Annotated in this window: 19 protein-coding genes; 9 read left to right on the forward strand and 10 right to left on the reverse strand. The window is 70.0% G+C overall.

What is annotated here, in order from left to right; genetic code table 11:
- Positions 1 to 10: 10 nt before the first annotated feature.
- Genes ACX93N_RS04960 through ACX93N_RS04970 form a run of 3 tightly spaced genes read right to left on the reverse strand, consistent with a single transcriptional unit; the run spans position 11 to position 3,791 of the window.
- A complete protein-coding gene (locus ACX93N_RS04960) occupies positions 11 to 1,147 on the reverse strand; it encodes an HlyD family secretion protein (protein ID WP_459427288.1) in 1,137 nt (378 codons plus the stop codon).
- Positions 1,148 to 1,156: 9 nt separating this feature from the next.
- Positions 1,157 to 2,680, reverse strand: a complete 1,524-nt coding sequence (locus ACX93N_RS04965; RefSeq protein ID WP_459427289.1) for an efflux transporter outer membrane subunit — start codon at positions 2,678 to 2,680, stop codon at positions 1,157 to 1,159.
- Positions 2,681 to 2,690: 10 nt separating this feature from the next.
- Positions 2,691 to 3,791, reverse strand: a complete 1,101-nt coding sequence (locus ACX93N_RS04970) for an AI-2E family transporter (protein ID WP_459427290.1) — start codon at positions 3,789 to 3,791, stop codon at positions 2,691 to 2,693.
- Between the two features lie 200 nt (positions 3,792 to 3,991).
- On the opposite strand from ACX93N_RS04970, the gene ACX93N_RS04975 reads away from it, so the two are divergent.
- A complete protein-coding gene (locus tag ACX93N_RS04975; protein WP_459427291.1) occupies positions 3,992 to 4,420 on the forward strand; it encodes an FKBP-type peptidyl-prolyl cis-trans isomerase in 429 nt (142 codons plus the stop codon).
- A gap of 94 nt (positions 4,421 to 4,514) precedes the next feature.
- The gene (locus tag ACX93N_RS04980; RefSeq protein WP_459427292.1) at positions 4,515 to 5,363 is read left to right on the forward strand and encodes an ion transporter; all 849 of its coding nucleotides are present in this window, start codon (positions 4,515 to 4,517) and stop codon (positions 5,361 to 5,363) included.
- Here the strand turns inward: ACX93N_RS04980 and ACX93N_RS04985 are convergent.
- The gene (locus ACX93N_RS04985; protein ID WP_459427293.1) at positions 5,360 to 7,570 is read right to left on the reverse strand and encodes a hybrid sensor histidine kinase/response regulator; all 2,211 of its coding nucleotides are present in this window, start codon (positions 7,568 to 7,570) and stop codon (positions 5,360 to 5,362) included. The genes ACX93N_RS04980 and ACX93N_RS04985 overlap by 4 nt on opposite strands.
- Before the next feature lie 25 nt (positions 7,571 to 7,595).
- Positions 7,596 to 8,564, reverse strand: a complete 969-nt coding sequence (locus tag ACX93N_RS04990; RefSeq protein ID WP_459427294.1) for a fatty acid desaturase family protein — start codon at positions 8,562 to 8,564, stop codon at positions 7,596 to 7,598.
- A gap of 95 nt (positions 8,565 to 8,659) precedes the next feature.
- On the opposite strand from ACX93N_RS04990, the gene ACX93N_RS04995 reads away from it, so the two are divergent.
- Entirely contained in the window at positions 8,660 to 8,854 is a 195-nt protein-coding gene (locus ACX93N_RS04995) for a DUF2061 domain-containing protein (protein ID WP_459427295.1), read from the forward strand.
- Here the strand turns inward: ACX93N_RS04995 and frdD are convergent.
- The 5 genes from frdD to ACX93N_RS05020 all read right to left on the reverse strand — a co-directional run bounded on the left by frdD (position 8,851) and on the right by ACX93N_RS05020 (position 13,665).
- Complete coding sequence (frdD, locus tag ACX93N_RS05000; RefSeq protein WP_459427296.1) at positions 8,851 to 9,192, reverse strand: fumarate reductase subunit FrdD; 342 nt, start codon at positions 9,190 to 9,192, stop codon at positions 8,851 to 8,853. The two genes, ACX93N_RS04995 and frdD, sit on opposite strands and share 4 nt — an antisense overlap.
- Positions 9,189 to 9,587 (reverse strand): fumarate reductase subunit C, encoded by a 399-nt coding sequence (locus ACX93N_RS05005; RefSeq protein WP_459427297.1) that lies wholly within the window; start codon positions 9,585 to 9,587, stop codon positions 9,189 to 9,191. Before ACX93N_RS05005 ends, frdD begins: the two co-directional genes overlap by 4 nt.
- Positions 9,580 to 10,335 (reverse strand): succinate dehydrogenase/fumarate reductase iron-sulfur subunit, encoded by a 756-nt coding sequence (locus ACX93N_RS05010; RefSeq protein WP_459427298.1) that lies wholly within the window; start codon positions 10,333 to 10,335, stop codon positions 9,580 to 9,582. Before ACX93N_RS05010 ends, ACX93N_RS05005 begins: the two co-directional genes overlap by 8 nt.
- On the reverse strand, positions 10,332 to 12,107 hold the full coding sequence (frdA, locus tag ACX93N_RS05015) for a fumarate reductase (quinol) flavoprotein subunit (RefSeq protein WP_459427299.1): 1,776 nt from the start codon (positions 12,105 to 12,107) through the stop codon (positions 10,332 to 10,334). The genes ACX93N_RS05010 and frdA overlap by 4 nt, the downstream gene beginning before the upstream one ends.
- A gap of 85 nt (positions 12,108 to 12,192) precedes the next feature.
- A complete protein-coding gene (locus ACX93N_RS05020; RefSeq protein ID WP_459427300.1) occupies positions 12,193 to 13,665 on the reverse strand; it encodes an amidase family protein in 1,473 nt (490 codons plus the stop codon).
- A gap of 98 nt (positions 13,666 to 13,763) precedes the next feature.
- Here ACX93N_RS05020 and ACX93N_RS05025 point away from each other — a divergent pair, with 98 nt between their 5' ends.
- From ACX93N_RS05025 to ACX93N_RS05050, 6 genes are all read left to right on the forward strand, one after another.
- Positions 13,764 to 14,180, forward strand: coding sequence for a DUF1330 domain-containing protein (locus ACX93N_RS05025; RefSeq protein ID WP_459427301.1), 417 nt, complete (start codon positions 13,764 to 13,766; stop codon positions 14,178 to 14,180).
- 8 nt (positions 14,181 to 14,188) lie between these two features.
- Complete coding sequence (locus ACX93N_RS05030) at positions 14,189 to 15,433, forward strand: serine hydrolase domain-containing protein (protein WP_459427302.1); 1,245 nt, start codon at positions 14,189 to 14,191, stop codon at positions 15,431 to 15,433.
- A 90-nt stretch (positions 15,434 to 15,523) separates the two neighbouring features.
- Positions 15,524 to 16,261 carry a DUF1538 family protein gene (locus tag ACX93N_RS05035; protein WP_459427303.1) on the forward strand — a complete coding sequence of 246 codons (738 nt, stop codon included), beginning with the start codon at positions 15,524 to 15,526 and terminating at the stop codon, positions 16,259 to 16,261.
- Positions 16,258 to 17,055 carry a DUF1538 domain-containing protein gene (locus tag ACX93N_RS05040; RefSeq protein ID WP_459427304.1) on the forward strand — a complete coding sequence of 266 codons (798 nt, stop codon included), beginning with the start codon at positions 16,258 to 16,260 and terminating at the stop codon, positions 17,053 to 17,055. The genes ACX93N_RS05035 and ACX93N_RS05040 overlap by 4 nt, the downstream gene beginning before the upstream one ends.
- Positions 17,056 to 17,059: 4 nt before the next feature.
- Positions 17,060 to 17,410, forward strand: coding sequence for a P-II family nitrogen regulator (locus tag ACX93N_RS05045; protein WP_459427305.1), 351 nt, complete (start codon positions 17,060 to 17,062; stop codon positions 17,408 to 17,410).
- A complete protein-coding gene (locus ACX93N_RS05050; RefSeq protein ID WP_459427306.1) occupies positions 17,407 to 17,808 on the forward strand; it encodes a CBS domain-containing protein in 402 nt (133 codons plus the stop codon). The genes ACX93N_RS05045 and ACX93N_RS05050 overlap by 4 nt, the downstream gene beginning before the upstream one ends.
- Positions 17,809 to 17,823 lie beyond the last annotated feature (15 nt).

Here is a 17,823-nt window from a genome sequence, read left to right on the forward strand (position 1 = left end):
GGGCGTTACATCAGTACGCATAGGAAAACAGGCTGGCGAGGCGGATGTAGAGCTTGCCGAGGGGCGCGAGCAGCCCCGAGCCCTCGCCGTAGGCGATCACCGAGGCCTGGCCGCCGACCAGCACACGCTCGCGAAAGGCCTTCGGCAGCGGTTCGTCGAAGGCCACCTGCACCGGGAAGCGTTGTGCCGGGCGCAGCCAGTCGCGGCTCGAGCGCACGGTGGGCAGGTTGCCCGCCGGCGCATCGCGCCCGCCGCTCACGCCGCGGCCGATGCCGCGGATGCGCCCCGGGTAGACGTGTCCGGGCAGGACATCGAGGACGACCTCCACCGGCGTTCCCGGTGCGAGGTGCCCGAGGTTGTTCTCGGTAAAGGCCGCGTTGACCCACAGGTCGTTGAGGGCGATGAGCGTCAGCACCGGGCTGCCGGTGCCTGCGAACTGTCCGGCCTCGGTGCGCAGGTCGGTGACGAAGCCGTCGCTTTCGGCGACCACGGTCGTGTTGGCGAGGTCGAGTTCCGCCTTCGCGACCCGGGCCCGGGCCGCCGCGAGCTGCGTGTTGTCCTCGCCGGGACCGCCCATGGCATCAATGGCCCGCTGGACCTCGGATTGGGCCGCGGCGACCCGGGCCCGCGCCGCCTCGAGGCTCGCCTCGGAGATCTCCAGCCGGCGCAGGGACACGGTACCCGGGTCGTCCTCGCGCAGCCGCCGCAGCCGCCGGGTGTCCTTCTCCGCCTTTTCCCGGTTGGCCTCGGCGGCACGCAGGTTGGCCCGGGCGGTCGCGACCGCCGCCTCCCCGGCGCGCACCTGCTGGCGCACGTTGGCGAGGTCCGCACGCGCGCTCTCGGTGGCAATGACGTACTGGCTGTCGTCGATCCGGAAGAGCGGCTGTCCCTCTTTCACGCGCTCGTTGTTGCCGACCAGCACGGCGGTGACCTTGCCGGCGACCTTGGGGGCGACACCGACCACGTAGGCCTCGACCCGCGCCTGGCTGGTATAGGGCGTATAGCGATCGGCCAGCAAGTACCAGCCGAGGCTCAGGGCGATGATCGCCAGGAGCAGCAGGCCGCCGCGGCGCCCCGCTGTGGGCGGGGGAGACTCCTCGGGCTCCCTGGGAGGCGCTTCCGGCGCCGGCGTATCGGGCTCGGTCATGGCGTGTTCCTATTCACGGGGGGCGGGCGGCTCCGCCGGCGGCGCGTCGAGAAGGACATCCCAGGCGCCGCGTTCGCGCAATTGCCTGCGGACGTCGCCGGGCAGCAGGGTTTCGGCCGTGGCGGGCTCCCAGCCGCCGCCGAGGGCGGCGTAGAGCTGGATGACCGCCTGCAGGTGGTCGCCCTGGTTGCTGATGGCGCGGTCCGCCTGGGCGGCCAGGGCGCGCTGCGCGTCGAGCACCCGCTGGAAGCCGGAATAGCCCTCCTGGTAGCGGCGGGTGGCCAGGGTGAGGGAGCGCTCGGCCGCAGCGAGGGAGGCGTCGAGGTCTGACTGGCGTTCAGCGGTCTTCACGACCTGCACCGCCGCATCGTCGATTTCCCGGGCCGCCGTGAGCACCGCCGCCCGGTAGCCCTCGAGGGCCTGCTGCAGCCGCGCATCCTCCACGCGCACCGCGTTCTCGAGGCGCCCGTAATTGAGGATGTTCCAGCGCAGCGTGGGCCCGGCGGCCAGGACCGTGCGGTCCGGTGACAGCGCCAGGGAGCTGCCGGACCAGCCGATGCTGCCGGCGAGGCCGATGGCCGGGTACAGGTCCGCGGCGGCGACTCCGATGCGAGCGCTCTGCGCCGCGGCCTGCCAGGCGGCCGTGCGCACATCCGGGCGCCGGGCGAGGAGCCGCGCCGGCAGTGCCGGGATCGCCCGCGGGGCGACTGCGGGCAGGCTGTCGTCGATGGTCTCGAGCCCCGGGATGTTCCCCGGGGGGCGGCCGAGGAGCGCGGCCAGGGCGTTGCGCTGGCGGGCGAGAGCGATTTCGAGGCCGGGGATGCCGGCCCGGGTGCCGAGGTACTGCACCTTGGCCTGCTGCAGGTCGAGCTCCGAGGTCTGGCCCTCGTCGAAGAGACGCGTCGTGATCTGGAGGCTGCGCGCCTGCACCCTGACATTCTGCCGGGCCACGCGGATTCGCCGCAGCGTGGTCTTGTAGCCATAGTAGCGGGCTGCCACCTCCGCGGTCAGCAACAGCTGGGCGTCGCGTCGGGCCGTGATCGAGGCGAAGCTCGCCGCCTCCGCCGCCTCCACGGCGCGGCGATAGCGGCCCCAGAAGTCGAGCTCCCAGCCCAGGGACAGACCCAGGCTGGCGCTGGTGTCGCTGCGATCCGGCGACAGCCCTGAGCTGTCGTCGACACCCGCTACCGCCGCGCTGCCCTCGATGCGCTGGACCTGCGGGTAGCGGCTGCCGCCGGCGATGCCGAGGACGGCGCGGGCTTCCAGCACGCGCAGCCCCGCCGTGCGAAGCCCCGGGTTGTCGCGGTGGGCGAGGGCCAGGAGCGCCTCCAGCTGCGGGTCCTCGAAGCGGGACCACCAGCGAGCGAGCCTGTCGTTGAAGGCGGGGTCGGTGCCGTCGACCTGACCGTAGAGCGACGGCTGCCAGGCCGCCAGCCAGTCGATCTCCGGCTCCCGGAAATCGGGGCCCAGGGGCGCGCAGGCGACACCGGCCCCCAGCGCAAGAACAAGCGTCAGCTGTCGGGCGAGTGGCATGGGTGATCGTTCAGGCGTCGCCCCGGCCTGTTCCGGGCATGGCCCCGGCGGCGGGCGCTTCCCGGTCCACCCAGGCCATGAGCAGCTGGTAGCCCATGGCCAGCAGGACGGCGCCGGTGAACAGGCCCATGAGGCCGCTGGTTACCATACCCCCGAGAGCGCCGAGCAGAATGACCGGCATGGGCGCCTCGACGCCGCGGCCGAGGAGCAGCGGCTTCAGGATATTGTCCGCGAGCCCCGCCAGGAGGAAATAGAGCGTCAGGGCTGCATTGGCGAGGGTGCCGTGTTCGCTGCCGAGCCAGAGCCAGGCGATGGCTGGCAGGGTGACGACGAGCGCGGGAATCTGCACGATGCCGAGGACCAGCGCGGCGAGGGCCAGAAGGCCGGCAGCGGGGATGCCGGCCAGCAGGAAACCGATACCGAACAGCACCGCCTGGATGAAGGCGACACCGACCACGCCGGCCGCCACCGAGCGGGTAGTGGCCACCGCGAGCGTATGCAGTTGCGCGCCGCGTTCCTCGCCTGCTGCACGGCAGCAGAGGCGGCGCAGGGCGCCCGTGCCGCTATCCGCATACGCCATCATGACGCCGGCGATGATGAAGGCGCCGGTGAAGAAAAGCAGCGTGGCCATGGAACTGCCGGCGGCGCCCATGGCCCAGCGTGCGATGCTGCGCAGCTGCTCGCGATGCTCTGTGAGGAAGGCGGAGAAATTCGCGGCGGCCTCGGTCCAGGCGGCATGGAGCTCCGGGCCGATCAGGGGCCAGGCGGCGACCGCGTCCCTGGGAGGCGGCACTTTGAGCGTGCCCGCCTCGAAGGCGCGGTAGCCGCTCACCACGTCGCCTGCGAGGGAGGTCGTCAGCAGCACCGTCGGCGTGCCGATGAGTGCGAGAATGACCAGCACCAGGAGCGTGGCGGCGCGGCCCCGGCGGCCGCCGAGAGCGCCGGCAAGGCGCCGGTTCAGCGGGTTCAGGGTGACCGCCAGGATCAGCGCCCAGAGCAGCAGGCTGGCAAAGGGTGAGAGGATGTGTGCACAGGCGTAGGCCAGGAGCGCCAGCAGCGCAACCTGCACCACTGTTTCGATCACCGGTCCGCCGTGGTACTCCGTGCTCATGGCGTGTCTCCCTCGTGATGGTTTCCGGGCCCCGGCCGCTGGCGGCCCGTTCTTCCCACCCCGGTACACGCCTTCCCGCCTGGCAAAGGATACTAGCACGGCGGCGGCACGCGGTTTCACGCGCCCTGCGGCGTCTGTTAGGGTGACCGTATGCCTGGTAATGACACCGGGTCTAAAGCCACGCCCGGAGGAGGCACAGCATGAAACAGGCACAGGCGGGTGATACCGTCCGCATTCACTACAGCGGCACACTCAACGACGGTACGCAGTTCGATACCTCGGAAGGCAGCGACCCCCTCGAGTTCGCCGTCGGCAGCGGCACGGTCATCGCCGGTTTCGACAAGGCCGTGGAAGGCATGGCCGTGGGCGAGAGCAAGTCCGTGAAGATCCCGCCGGAGGAGGCCTACGGCCCCCGGCACGAGCAGCTCGTGCAGGAAGTGCCGAAGACCGCGCTGCCGGAGGACATCGCCCCGGCCGTGGGCATGCAGCTCCAGGGCAAGAGCGCCGACGGCCAGGTCATGAACCTCGTGGTCACCGGCGTCGGTGACGAAGAGATTACCGTCGATGCCAACCACCCCCTGGCCGGCGAGGAACTGACCTTCGATATCGAGCTGGTCGAGATCGTCTAAAGCAAGGCGCCGCCCTTGAATGCGGCGGCGCGGCGCCTATCATGTTGGCGACCCCGGGGCGTGCCCGGGGCCTTTCCCGTCAGGGTGCCTCTTCATGTCCAGTCCAGGCCAGAACGCGGAGCGGGGCCCGCGCCGTACACCCGCGCTCAAGGCGCTGCAGAGCATCGAGAGCAGCCGCCTGTTCCAGGGCGCCGTTATCAGCATCATCCTGCTCTCGGCGCTGACCATCGGCGCCAAGACCTACGACCTGCCGCCGCTCCTCGAGCGCAGCCTGCCCGCGCTGGATACGGCAATCACGCTGTTTTTCCTGGTCGAGATCCTGCTGCGCTTCGCCGCCTGTCCGCGCAAGCACCGTTTTCTGCTGAACGGCTGGAACCTGTTCGATACGGTGATCGTGCTCGGCAGCCTGGTGCCGCTGGAAAACGCCGATGCGGTACTGATCGGCCGCCTGCTGCGGGTCTTCCGGGTGCTGCGGCTCGTGTCCGTGGTGCCGGAACTGCGGCTGTTGATCAATGCGCTGCTCAAGGCCATTCCGCGCATGGGCTACATCGCCCTGCTCATGTTCGTGATTTTCTATATCTACGGCGCGGTCGGCGCCCTGTTCTTCGCGCCGGTGAACGAGGTGCTCTGGGGCGACATCTCCATCGCCATGCTCACGCTGTTCCGGGTTGCCACCTTCGAGGACTGGACGGATGTCATGTACGAGACCATGGCCGTCTATCCCCTGTCCTGGCTTTTCTACCTGAGCTTCATCTTCCTCACCGCCTTCGTCTTCCTGAACATGATGGTCGGTACGATCCTCGAGGTCATGACCGAGGAGCACAACGCGCGCAGCCAGCGTGCGGCGCATGACGAGCGGCAGCAGCTGGCGGACCAGCTGGCCCGCCTGGAGGCGAAGCTGGATTCCCTGCAGCGCAGCCCGGGAGACCGCGAGGGAGCCTAGTCGCAGGCGTTGTCGCGGGCGTTGGCGCCAGGGGGGTGTGCCGAAGGCTCGCGGGCGAGTTCGCGAGCCATGGTGGTGATGAGTGCTTCCCGGGTGAAGGGCTTGGCCAGGAAGCGGTTCATGCCCGCCGCCAGGCAGCGGTCGCGGTCACCGGCCATGTTGTTCGCCGTGAGCGCGATGATCGGCGTGGCCGCATTGCCGCCGGCACCGGCGCGGATGGCCCCGGTAGCCTCGAAACCGTCCATGCCGGGCATGCGGCAGTCCATGAGGATCAGGTCGAAGGTTTCGTTGTCACAGGCGGTCACGGCTTCGCGGCCGTCGCGGGCGGTCGTGACCGTACAACCGGTGCCGCGGAGCTGGGTCTCGACGAGCATCCGGTTCGTGGCGCTGTCCTCGACGAGGAGCACCCGGGCGCCGGCAAGCGCCCCCTCCTCGACGGCTTCGCCTGCTTCGGTTTCCCCGGCGACAGTGTCCACCGGCCCCGTCGCCGTGGCGGCGACCGGTAGCGCAACGCTTACCCGGGTCCCTTCGCCGGGGGCGCTTTCGAGCTCCAGGCTGCCACCCATGAGCTCGATGAGGCTGCGCACGATGGTGAGGCCGAGGCCGGTCCCCCGGCGCTCCACGGGCTGTTGCGCCTGGTAGAACGGCTGGAAAATGTGCTCCCGTTCCTCTGCGCTGATACCGATACCGGTATCGCTGACCTCGAGCTCCAGGCATCCCGGGCCCGGTGCCATGCGCAGCGTGATGCTGCCCTCGTCGGTGAACTTGATGGCGTTGCCGATCAGGTTCAGGAGAACCTGCCGCAGCCGCCGCGCATCGCCCGTGACGGCCTCCGGCAGCGCGGGCGAGGGTTCGTAGTGGAGCCTGAGCCCCCGATCTTCGGCGAGGGGCCGGAGCCCTTGCACGAGATTGTCGCCCACGGCTCGCGGGTCGAAGGGTTCGCTGGCGATGGAGACCTTGTCGGACTCCAGCCGCGAGTAGTCGAGGATATCGTCGATGAGTGCGCCGAGGGATTTTCCCGCCTCCCTGAGGGCCGCCACCCAGCGTTGCTGCTCCTGATCAAGGCGGCTGTCGGCCAGTGAGTCGCCGAGGCCGAGGATTACGTGCAGCGGGGTGCGGATTTCGTGGCTCATGTTCGCCACGAAGCGCGACTTCGCGCTGTTGGCCCCCTGGGCGAACTGGGCCAGGGTGAGTGCCGAGTCCCGGGACTGCTCGAGCTCGGCCAGGGCTTCACGCAGGGCTGCCTCGCGCCGGCGCCGGTCTTCCGCGTTCACGAACAGCTCGGCAAGCAGCGCCAGCAGGCTCGTTTCCACCTCGGTCCAGGTCCGCTCTGCGCGTACCGCGTCGAAGCCGATGAAACCGATACAGTTATCGCCCTGCAGCATCGGCAGCGCAATCAGCGACTTGATGTCCTGCGGCTCGAGGAGCTCCCGCAACGCGTGGCCCTCGGGCAGCGCGTGCACCGCGGATACGAGAAAGGGCAGGCCCCGCCGGTGGGCGCTGGTCCATTGCTCGATCGCGTCGATGGGCACCTGCTGGAGCTGGTCGATCTGCGGCTCGATGCCATCGGCGCACCACTCGTGGCTGTTGCTGGTCTCCCCGTGCTCCCAGTCGTAGTCGAAGCGATAGGCCCGGTCGGCACCGACGAAGCGGCTGACCTCCCCCAGCGCGTCGGTCATGACCTGGTCGAGGTCCGCCAGGGGCGCGTTGATCATGGTCATGGAGAGGGAAATGATCAGCCGGTGCAGCTCCGGGCGGTAGAGGGACTCCGCCTTGCCCGTCTCGACCCAGGTCACGTCCCGGGCGGTGCCCACCAGGGCACCGGCGGGCGCGGTGCCCGGCCCGGCGCGGGTTCCGCGGCAGAGAATCCGCCGCTCCTCCCCGTCCTCGAAGCGCAGCCGGAACTGGAACTCCAGGCGGTCGCGAAGGTCGCGCTCGAGGTAGTTGGCCACGGTGCCGGCTACCCGCTCCCGGTCTTCCGGGTGGATCAGGGACAGCAGCTCCCGGAACTGCACTGAACGGGTTTCCGCCGGCAGGCGGAAGAGCCGCGCGAGGCGCTCGTTGACCTGCACGGTGTCGCTGCTGCCGGCTGCCTGCCAGAGCGCGAGCTGCTCCAGTTCGAGCGCGGCTTCCAGCACGCGCGTTTCGCCGGGAACGGCGGCTTCCGACGCGGGCAGAAGCCGGGAGCCATCCCTGTTCTGCGTCATGGCATTCCTCGCGCTGCCGGAGCGCTCAGGCAGGCGCGGGGGCCGGGCCAATGACGGCGCTCAGGACGGCGCCGTAGGAGCGGGTAGCGGGCACGCTGTCGAGCGCGCCCCGCTCGCGCAGCAGGCGGTGGAAGCGCCGCAACCGGTAGCAGGGGACGCGGGGCAGCAGGTGGTGCTCGAGATGGAAGTTCACACCGTTCGGCGCGAGCAGCCAGCGCTGCCACCAGGGCGCGTCCACGGTGCGTGTATTCTGCCGCGGGTCCGGGTGGTAGAGGTCGGGGACCGCGGCGTGTTCAGCCACCTGCCTCAGGCGGATGACCAGCATGAAGGTGGTCAGGAAGCTGCCGAGCCAGGCAGCGTACAGCCAGGGCAGGCCGGAGAGCAGGGCGAGCGCCAGAAGAACGGCCTGCACGAGGAGCATCTGCCGGAAGGGCCGGGTGCCCGCGCGCGTCGCGCCCGCCGTCACCCCGCCCGCGGCCCCGCGCGCCACGGCCGCCAGCAGCCTGAGCCCCGTGCGGCCCGACAGGTCGCGCAGCACCTTGCGGCGAAAGCTCGCGCGGTCCACCGGGTAGGCAGCGTAGTTGGGCAGATCCGGGTCGTCCCGCGTGCCCGCCTTGCGGTGGTGTTCCCGGTGGCCGGCGGCATAGCTCGGCAGGTCGTTGAACACCGGCAGGGCGCACAGCCACTGGCCCACGAGCCGGTTGAGGCGGGAGCTTGCGAACAGGGTTCCATGCCCCGCCTCGTGCATGAGCACGGCGAGACCGAGCTGCCGTCCGGGCAGCAGCAACAGGGCGAGCAGCACAGTCAGCGGTCCCGGGGCCAGGGCAAGCGGTGTCAGCACGGCGGCGATGCTCGCCCAGTTCGCGGTGACGAGCAGCCAGGCGCGCAGGTCACTCCGCTTGCACAGCGCGGCGAGTTCGTCGGCTTGCAGGTAGTCCCGGGCGTCGAGTACCGCACCGCTGCCTTCGCCCGTCGCCGTCCGTTCAATCAGCATTGTCGATAACCGTCATCATTTTTATCTGCTTCCCCGCTATCCGTACTGCCCGCAGACTGTACAGAGGGATGAGGGATATAGAAGGGAAACGTACCATGGCTGGAAAGAAAACGGCGAGCTTTGCCGCCGTCCACTTCACGGTGGCGTTCGTCCTGGGCTGGCTGGTCACGGGCAGTCCCTGGCTTGGAGGCACCCTCGCGCTGCTGGAACCGCTGGTCAACACGGTGGCTTTCTACCTGCACGAGCGTGCCTGGCAGTCCGGCGCGGCAGCGCGGGTAGCTGGCGTCTAGCGCACCAACAGCCAGCTGGCGCTGGCAATGGTCAGCACGGTGGCGCTGCCGTAGCAGAGGAGCGCGACCAGCCCGTGGGGCAGCGGGACGTGCAGTTCCTGCAGGCCGTGATGCAGCCGGTGCACCGTGTGGTAGAGCGGCAGGGCAATCACGGCCAGGAGCAGCAGCTTGCCCAGCGGGTTGGCAATGAAGGCATCCACGGCGTGCCAGGTCGCCACCGGCTCGGCGAAGGGGAGCAGGAAGCCCGTGGCCAGCACCAGCCCCGGCCCGATGAGGGCCAGCAGCATGCCGCCGGCGCCGAAGAGGCTCCAGGCGATGGGTTCGTTGGATCGCTTCATGAGCCACCTCCCCCGAGGGGCCAGCTGGCAAGGGCCGCGCCCACGACGACGGCGGACCCGATAAGCGCCGCCACCTGGTGGCCCCGCTTGATGGTGATGCCGCTGAGTCCCGGCACCACGAGCAGCTTGGGCACGAGCTCGATCCAGGTGACCGCGTGCAGCACACAGGCCGCCAGAGCGATCGCATGGAAAACCAGCCAGCCGGGTGACTGCAGCGCCTCGAGCCAGCGGGTGAAGGCAAGCTGCCCCTGCGTATAGCGGTACAGGCCGCTGACCAGCACCAGGGCGTAAACGAACAGCGGCAGCGCCGTCGCCTCGCGCAGCAGGTAACGGCGATAGGCCGGGTTGCGCTGCCACCAGTTCCAGCGCTGGGTCGGATACCAGGGTTTACGCATCGCGCTTGCCTCCCGCCAGCCGGAGCAGGTTCAGCCCGTAATTGATCGTCGAGGCGACCTTGCCCCGGTTGACGGCCTGCGCCGGGTCGACGTCCTTGGGACAGACCTCGGAGCAGTAGCCGACGAAGGTACAGCGCCAGACCCCCTCGTCGGCGTTCAGCGCCGCCATGCGCTCGCCGGCGCCGTCATCGCGGGAGTCGAGGTTGTAGCGCAGCGCCAGGGTCAGCGCCGCCGGCCCGAGGAAGCTGTCGTCGCGCCCGAACTGCGGGCAGGCGGCATAGCACAGGCCGCAGTTGATGCACTGGCTGAACGGCTGGTAGCGCTCGAGCTCCGCCGGTGTCTGCCGGTACTCGCCCTCCGTGACCGGGCGCTCGGCCTCGTGGAACATCCAGGGCTTCACCGCCTCCAGGTGGTCCATGAACCCCTCGAGGTCGACGATGAGGTCGCGCTCCACGGGGAAATGGTCCAGGGCCTGCACGTGCAGTTCGCCCCGGTCTGCGAACTCGCGCAGGAAGGTCTTGCAGCCCAGTCGCGGTTCGCCGTCGATCATGACGCCACAGCTGCCGCAGATCGCCATGCGGCAGGACCAGCGATAGGCCAGCGTCGGATCCAGCTCGTCCTTGATGTAGTTGAGCGCCTCCAGGACCGACAGGTCGGCGCTCAGTGGCACATCGTAGCGTTGCTCCGTCGGCGCCTCGTCCTCGCCGGGGCGGTAGCGGGCCACGTAGAGGGCAATGCTTTCACTCATTGCGCCGTCTCCTTGGCCCGCGCGGCACCCCCATAGAGCCGCTCGCCGGGCTGGGAGCGGGTGATGTTCACGTCCTGCCAGGCCACGGCGGGCGCCTCGGTGCCGCGGTAGTGCGCGAGGCTGTGCTTGAGAAAGTGCGTGTCGTCGCGCGCCGGGAAGTCCTCGGGGCGCTGGTGGCTGCCGCGGGACTCGCGGCGGGCGAGGGCCGCGGCGGTCATCGCCTCCGCCACATCGAGGAGGAAGCCGAGCTCGATCGCCGAGAGCCACTCCGTATTGAAGGCGAGGCTGTCGTCCTCAAGCTTGAGCCGCCCGTAGCGCTCGCGCAGGTCGCGGAGCGTTGCGGCGGTCTCTTCCATCGCTGTGGGCATGCGCTGGATGCCGACGCCGGCCTCCATGGCCTCGGCCATGGCGTTGCGCAGGTCCGCGAGCTTCTCCGTGCCTCGCTTGGCGCGCAGTGCGTCCCGGCGTGCCGCGTTGTCCCGCGCCTGGGCGAGCAGTTCGCCTTCGGCCGGCGTGCTGCCGGCGCGGGCCATCGCCGCCGCCGCCTCGCCGGCCACGCGGCCGAAGACGGAAAGCTCGGCAAGGGAGTTGGAGCCGAGGCGGTTGGCGCCGTGGAGCCCCACGCTGGCGCACTCGCCGGCGGCGAACAGGCCGGGCAGGGCGGTGGCGGTGCGCCCGTCGGTCTGGATACCGCCCATGGTGTAGTGGGCCGTGGGGCGCACCGGGATGGGCTCGTGCACCGGGTCGACGTCGATGTAGGTGCGGGCGAGTTCCCGGATGAAAGGCAGGCGTTCGTCAATGTAGGCCTCGCCGAGGTGGCGCAGGTCCAGGTTGACCGCCTCGCCGCGCGGCGAGGACAGGGTCCGCCCGGCCTGGGATTCGTGCCAGAAGGCCTGGCTTACCTTGTCCCGGGGGCCGAGTTCCATGGTCTTGTTCTGTGGCGCGCCGAGCGGGGTCTCGGGGCCGAGGCCGTAGTCCTGCAGGTAACGGTAGCCCTCGCTGTTGGTCAGCACGCCCCCTTCGCCGCGGGCCGCCTCGGTGATCAGGATGCCGGAGCCCGGCAGCCCGGTGGGGTGGTACTGGACGAACTCCATGTCGCGCAGGGGCACGCCCTGGCGGTAGGCCATCGCCATGCCGTCACCGGTGACGATGCCGCCGTTGGTGTTGTAGCGGTAGACCCGGGCCGCGCCGCCGGTGGCGATGATGACGGCCGGCGCCAGGAGCGCGACGTGCTCGCCGCTGGCCATGTGAATGCCCTGCACGCCGCCGCAGTGGCCGTCGGCCACCAGCAGGTCCGTGCAGAACAGCTCGTCGAAGCGGCGGATGGACGGATACTTGAGCGAGGTCTGGAACAGCGTGTGCAGGATGTGAAAGCCGGTCTTGTCGGCGGCGAACCAGGTGCGCTCGATCTTCATGCCGCCGAAGGCGCGCACGTTCACGCGGCCGTCGGGCCTGCGGCTCCAGGGGCAGCCCCAGTGTTCGAGGCGCAGGTTCTCCTCCGCGGCGTGGCGCACGAAGTACTCGACCACGTCCTGGTCGCAGAGCCAGTCGCCGCCGGAGACCGTGTCGTCGAAGTGATTGTCGATGGAATCGTGGTCCTGCACCACGCCGGCACAGCCGCCCTCCGCGGCCACCGTGTGGCTGCGCATCGGGTAGACCTTCGAGACGAGCGCGATGTCGAGGGACGGGTCCGCCTCGGCCGCGGCGATGGCCGCACGCAGGCCGGCGCCGCCGCCGCCGATGATCACGATGTCCGCGCGCTCCTGCCGCATGCCCGGGCCTCTCTTTGAACGTGGGGAGAGTGTAACGAAGCCGGGCACCGGCGGTCAGGTCGCCGCGGCTTTCCCTTGATTCAGGTCAGGGACCGCGGCGGTGCAGCGCTTCGAGGCGGTGGGCGATACGCAGGAGCTCATGGTCCTCGCCGCGCCGGCCGACCAGGGAAATGCCCAGCGGCAGGCCGTCCACCGTGCCGAGGGGCAGCGTCACGTGCGGGTTGCCGGCGATGGCGGGCAGGGAGGCCATGCTTTCGCCGAAGAACGCGTCACCGTTCACCGGGTCGATCATCCACGCGGGGCCTTCCGTGATGCCGATGAGGACATCCAGCTCCGCCTCTGCGAAGAGCCGGTCCAGGCCCTCCTGACGCGCCAGGCGGCGGAGCCGGGTCCGGGTGGTCTCGTAACCGGTCGCGTCGAGCTCCAGGTCGCGGGCGGCCAGGAAGATCTCCTGGCCGAAGTAGCGCAGCTCCCGGCCGGGATGGCCGGCGTTGAAGGCGATGAGGTCTTCCAGGGTCAGTGCCGCGAAGGCGTTCGGCAGGCCAGCCAGGTAAGCGGCCAGGTCCCGGCGGAACTCATAGAGCAGCACGGCCAGGGCATCGTCGCGGAAGCCCTCGTAGCGCTCGATGGCCAGCCCCGGGATCACGGTGGCGCCATCGGCCCGGGCCCGGGCGAGCACGGCATCCAGCTCCCGGTCCCGCTCCGCGGCGTAGCCCGTGGTGTTGGCGAAAACGCCGATGCGGACGCCGCCGAGGTCGGCAAGGCCTGCCACGTCGGCAAGCCCCGCGGCGACGGCCGCGGCTCCGGGGGCTTCCGGATCGAGCATGGCCGCCAGGGTGCGGGCGGCGAGGGCGACGTCGCGGGTGATCGGTCCGGCGGTGTCCTGGCTGGCGGCGATCGGCACGATGCCGGCCCCGGCGACCAGCCCGTGCGTCGGCTTCACCCCCACGACGCCGTTGGCGGCGGCGGGGCAGACGATAGAGCCGGAGGTTTCGGTGCCGATGGCGATGTCGACGTAGCCCAGGGCCACGGCCACCGCCGAGCCGGAGCTGGACCCGCAGGGCGAGCGCCGCGGGTCCACCGCATTCACGGTCTGGCCGCCGACGGCGGACCAGCCGGAGACCGAGTGGTAGGAGCGGAAGTTCGCCCACTCGGAGAGGTTGGTCTTGCCGAGGACGATCGCGCCGGCGGCGCGCAGCTGCGCTACCAGCGGCGCATCGCGCCCGGTGCGGTTCTCCGCAAGCGCCAGGGAGCCGGCGGTGGTGGGCAGCTCCCGGCTCTCGATGTTGTCCTTGAGCAGGACTGGTTCGCCCCCCAGGGGCAGCGCCTCGCGCTCCGCCGGTGCCAGGGCATCCTGGGCAGCCGCGGCGGCGCGCGCTGCGGCGGCGTCGACGGCGATGACGGCGCCGTAGCTGGCATCACTGCGCGCGATGCGTGCCAGGGCGCTATCCACCGCCTGCAGCGCGGAGCCCGCGGCGGGCGGGCCGGCGAAGGCGAGCAAGGGCAAGCAGACCGCGGCCAGGGCCGCTGCAACGAGGGCGGGAAATGGGCGGCGCATGGAGGTCTCCGTCAGGCATCGAAGCGCGTTTGACGTTAGCACCGGGGCGGGTGACTATCCAGCTTCCTCCTGGAGCGCAGAATGTACGGAGCTTTTTCATGGCGCATATCGATCCCACCCGCGAACAGTTCGAGGCCTTCAAGGCGCTGCCGCGGGATACCCCGATCCTCATGCTCAACCTCATCCGCCTGAAGGAGACCGTCGAGTACCCGGATGGCGAAGTCGTCAGCGGTGCCGAGGCCTACCGGCGCTATGGCGAGCACAGCGGGCCGATTTTCCGCGGCCTCGGTGGCGAGATCGTCTGGCGCGGCACCTGGGAGGCCATGGTGATCGGGCCCGACGACAAGCAGTGGGACGTCGCCTTCGTGGCCCGTTACCCTGACGCCGGAGCCTTCATGGCGATGGTCACCAACCCCGACTACCAGGCGATCGTCCACCACCGCACCCTGGCGGTCGAGGACAGCCGCCTCATGCGCTTTGCCGAGGGTGCCGGCGGCGAGGGTTTCGCCGGGTGAGCCGCGCCATGCCCCGGAGGCGGGTCTCGCGCTCTGCGCCGGCGGAGCGACCGGACTGGCGATGCCTGAAGCGCAAGCTGTTCTGCGCGGCGGGCAGCGCTCTGCTCGCCCTCGCCCCCAATGCACTGGCCGGCGACCCGCACGGGGACGAGCCCATCGGTACCGTTCGCGAAGTCTACGACGGCCTGCTCCTGCCGGCTATCCAGGTCAACACCTTTCGCAACATCCACCGGCTCTTTCCCACCCGCACGGTGCGCGCCGGCGGGGTGCCGCGCCCGCTGCCGCCGGCCGCGGAAACGCTGGGCAACTTCCGCTTCGAGTCCCGCGGCCGCCGCTGGGATCTCTATGACTACCTCTCGGTCAACCGCGTGGCCGGCATGCTGGTGCTCAAGGACGGCGAGGTCGCCTTCGAGTACTACGGCCTGGGCAACGGTCCCGACACGCGCTGGATGTCCATGTCGGTGGTCAAGTCCATGACCGCCACGCTCGTCGGCATGGCGATCCGCGACGGCTACATCGACAGCCTTGACGACACCCTCAAGCGCTACCTGCCGCGCTTCGCCGGCAGCGCCTACGACGGCGTCACGGTGCGCCAGCTGCTGCAGATGGCCTCGGGCGTGCGCTGGAACGAGACCTACACGGACCCGGCCTCGGACCGGCGCGCGATGCTCGAGGCGCAGCTTGGCCAGGAGCCGGGGGCCATCCTCGAGCTCATGGCCTCGCTGCCGCGCGCGGCGGCGCCCGGCACCCGCTGGAACTACAGCACCGGGGAGACGCAGGTGGTCGGCGCGCTGGTGGCAGCGGCCACGGGCCGGCCCGTGGCCGACTATCTCTCGGAGAAGATCTGGCAACCGGCGGGCATGGCCTCGGACGCCACCTGGTGGCTCGCCTCGCCCGGCGGGCTGGAGATCGGCGGCAGCGGCCTGTCGGCGACGCTCCGGGACTATGCGCGCTTCGGCCAGTTCATGCTCGAGGGCGCGGTCGTGGCGGGGGAGCCGACGTTGCCCGACGGCTGGATCGAGGCCGCCACGGGCCCGCAGCGCATCGGCGGCGAGACGGTGGAGTACGGCTACATGTGGTGGCCCCTGGACGAGGGCGCCTATGCGGCCATCGGCATCTTCGGCCAGTTCGTCTACGTGCACCCGGCGGACCGGCTGGTGGTGGCCCTGTGGAGCGCCCAGCCGAAACCCGAGGGGACCGACGCCATCGACGAGTACGTGTTCTTCAACGCCCTCGCCGCCGCCCTGCGCTGATCCGCCCGGCCCCAACCTTGACAGACCTCAAGGCCGGCCGGCGCCCGCACCGTTAGCATGGTGCGTGCCTTGGATCGGGACGGGATTTTCTTGCGCGACAACCTGCTGGCCTTCCTGAAGATCACCCTCGGCAGCCTCCGGGACCTCGCGCCGGTGGTGCTCCTTGTCCTGGTGTTCCAGCTCCTGGTCCTCGGCCAGCCGTTGCCGAACGCGCTGGAACTCGGCCTCGGCCTGGGCTTCGTGGTCCTGGGGCTGACCTTCTTCATCTTCGGTCTCGAGCTCGGCCTGTTCCCCATCGGCGAGTCCATGGCCTACGCCCTCGCCCGCAAGGGCTCGGTGTTCTGGCTCCTGCTGTTCGCTTTCGCACTCGGCTTCGGCACCACCATTGCCGAACCGGCACTCATCGCCGTTGCCGGCGAGGCGGCGGCCATCGCCGCGGACGGCCGCATGATCGAGAACAGCGAGCCGGCGATGGCGCGCTACGCCCTCGGCCTGCGCCTCACGGTCGCCGTGTCCGTGGGTATCGCGATCATCGTCGGCGTGCTGCGCATCCTCCGCGGCTGGCCGATCCACCTCATGATCGCCGGCGGTTATGTGCTCGTGGTCTGCATGACGGCCATCGCGCCGAAGGAGATCATCGGTATCGCCTACGACAGCGGCGGCGTGACCACCTCGACGATCACCGTGCCCCTGGTGACGGCCCTCGGCGTCGGTCTCGCCTCGGCGATCCGCGGCCGCAACCCGATGATCGACGGCTTCGGCCTCATCGCCTTCGCGTCGCTCACGCCGATGATCTTCGTCATGGGTTACGGGATGCTCTACGCATGAGCGACGGGGGACTGCTTGCGGAGTTCCTGGCGACCACCGTCGCCACCATCCGCGACGTCCTGCCGATTGCCGCCGTGCTGCTAGGCTTCCAGTTCCTCGTCATCCGGGAGCCGCCGCCCCACCTGCGCCGCATCGTCATCGGCTTTCTCTACGTGCTGATCGGCCTGTCCCTGTTCCTGCTGGGCCTCGAGAAAGCCCTGTTCCCGCTCGGCCGGGTCATGGCCGGGCAGCTCACGGCGCCCGAGTTCATCGCCGGCCCCGGGGCCGTGGCGAGCGCGCTGAGCTGGGAGGACTACGGCTGGGTGTACCTCTTTGCCTTCGCCGTGGGTTTCAGCACGACCATCGCCGAGCCCTCGCTGATTGCCGTGGCGATCAAGGCCAACGAGGTCTCCGGCGGGGCCATCGGCATCTGGGGGCTGCGACTGGCCGTGGCCCTCGGTGTGGCCGTGGGGATTACCCTGGGCACCTTCCGCATCATCGTCGGCGCGCCGATCCACTGGTTCATCATCACCGGCTACGTGATCGTCGTGCTGCAGACATTCTTTGCGCCGCGGCTAATCGTTCCCCTGGCCTACGACTCCGGGGGCGTCACCACTTCCACGGTAACCGTGCCGCTGGTCGCCGCCCTGGGCCTCGGGCTCGCGGAGACCGTGCCCGGGCGCAGCCCGCTGCTCGATGGCTTCGGCCTCATCGCCTTTGCCAGCCTGTTTCCCATGATGACCGTCATGGCCTACGCGCAGCTTTCCGAACTGCGTGCCCGGCGCCGCGACCCAGAACCTGAGGAGGTAAACTAGCACCATGCACTTCAAGCTGATCATGGCCTTCGTGGAGGACGCGCGCAGCGACGATGTCCTCGATGCGGCCCGGACCGCGGGCGCCACCGGCGCGACGGTCATCAACAACGCGCGCGGGGAGGGGCTCCGGCAGAAGAAGACTTTCCTCGGTCTGTCGCTCGAGACCCAGCGGGACGTGCTCCTGTTCCTGGTCGAGGAGCACCTTGCCCGGCACATCCTCGAGGAGATCGCCCGGGCCGGTGACTTCGACAACAGCCCCGGCACGGGCATCGCCGTGCAGATCGATGTCGAGGACGCCGTGGGCGTTTCCCACCAGCTTTCCGTGCTCGCCGACCGTATCGAGGAGGACCTATGAGCAACGGCAGGATCGTCCGCGTCCGCGACGTGATGCAGGAGCGTTTCGTCTGCCTGGAGGGCATGGCCACCGTGCAGGAGGCCATCGACACCATGGTGCGCGAAAACGCCGACACGGTGTTCATCCGGCGCCGCCACGAGGACGACGAGCCCGGCATCGTGGTGCTGGCCGACATCGCCGAGCAGGTGCTGGCCCGGGACCGCGCGCCGGACCGGGTCAACCTCTACGAGATCATGACCAAGCCCGTGATCGGGGTGGACCCGGCCATGAACATCCGCTACTGCGCCCGGCTCTTTTCCCGCTTCGGCCTGTCCACGGCGCCGGTGGTGGAGCACAAGGACATCATCGGCGTGGTCACCTACCGCGAGATGGTGCTCAAGGGCCTGCTTTCGCGCTGAGCCGCCTTCGCGGCC

The sequence above is a fragment of the Pseudohaliea sp. genome (genome assembly GCF_054552115.1).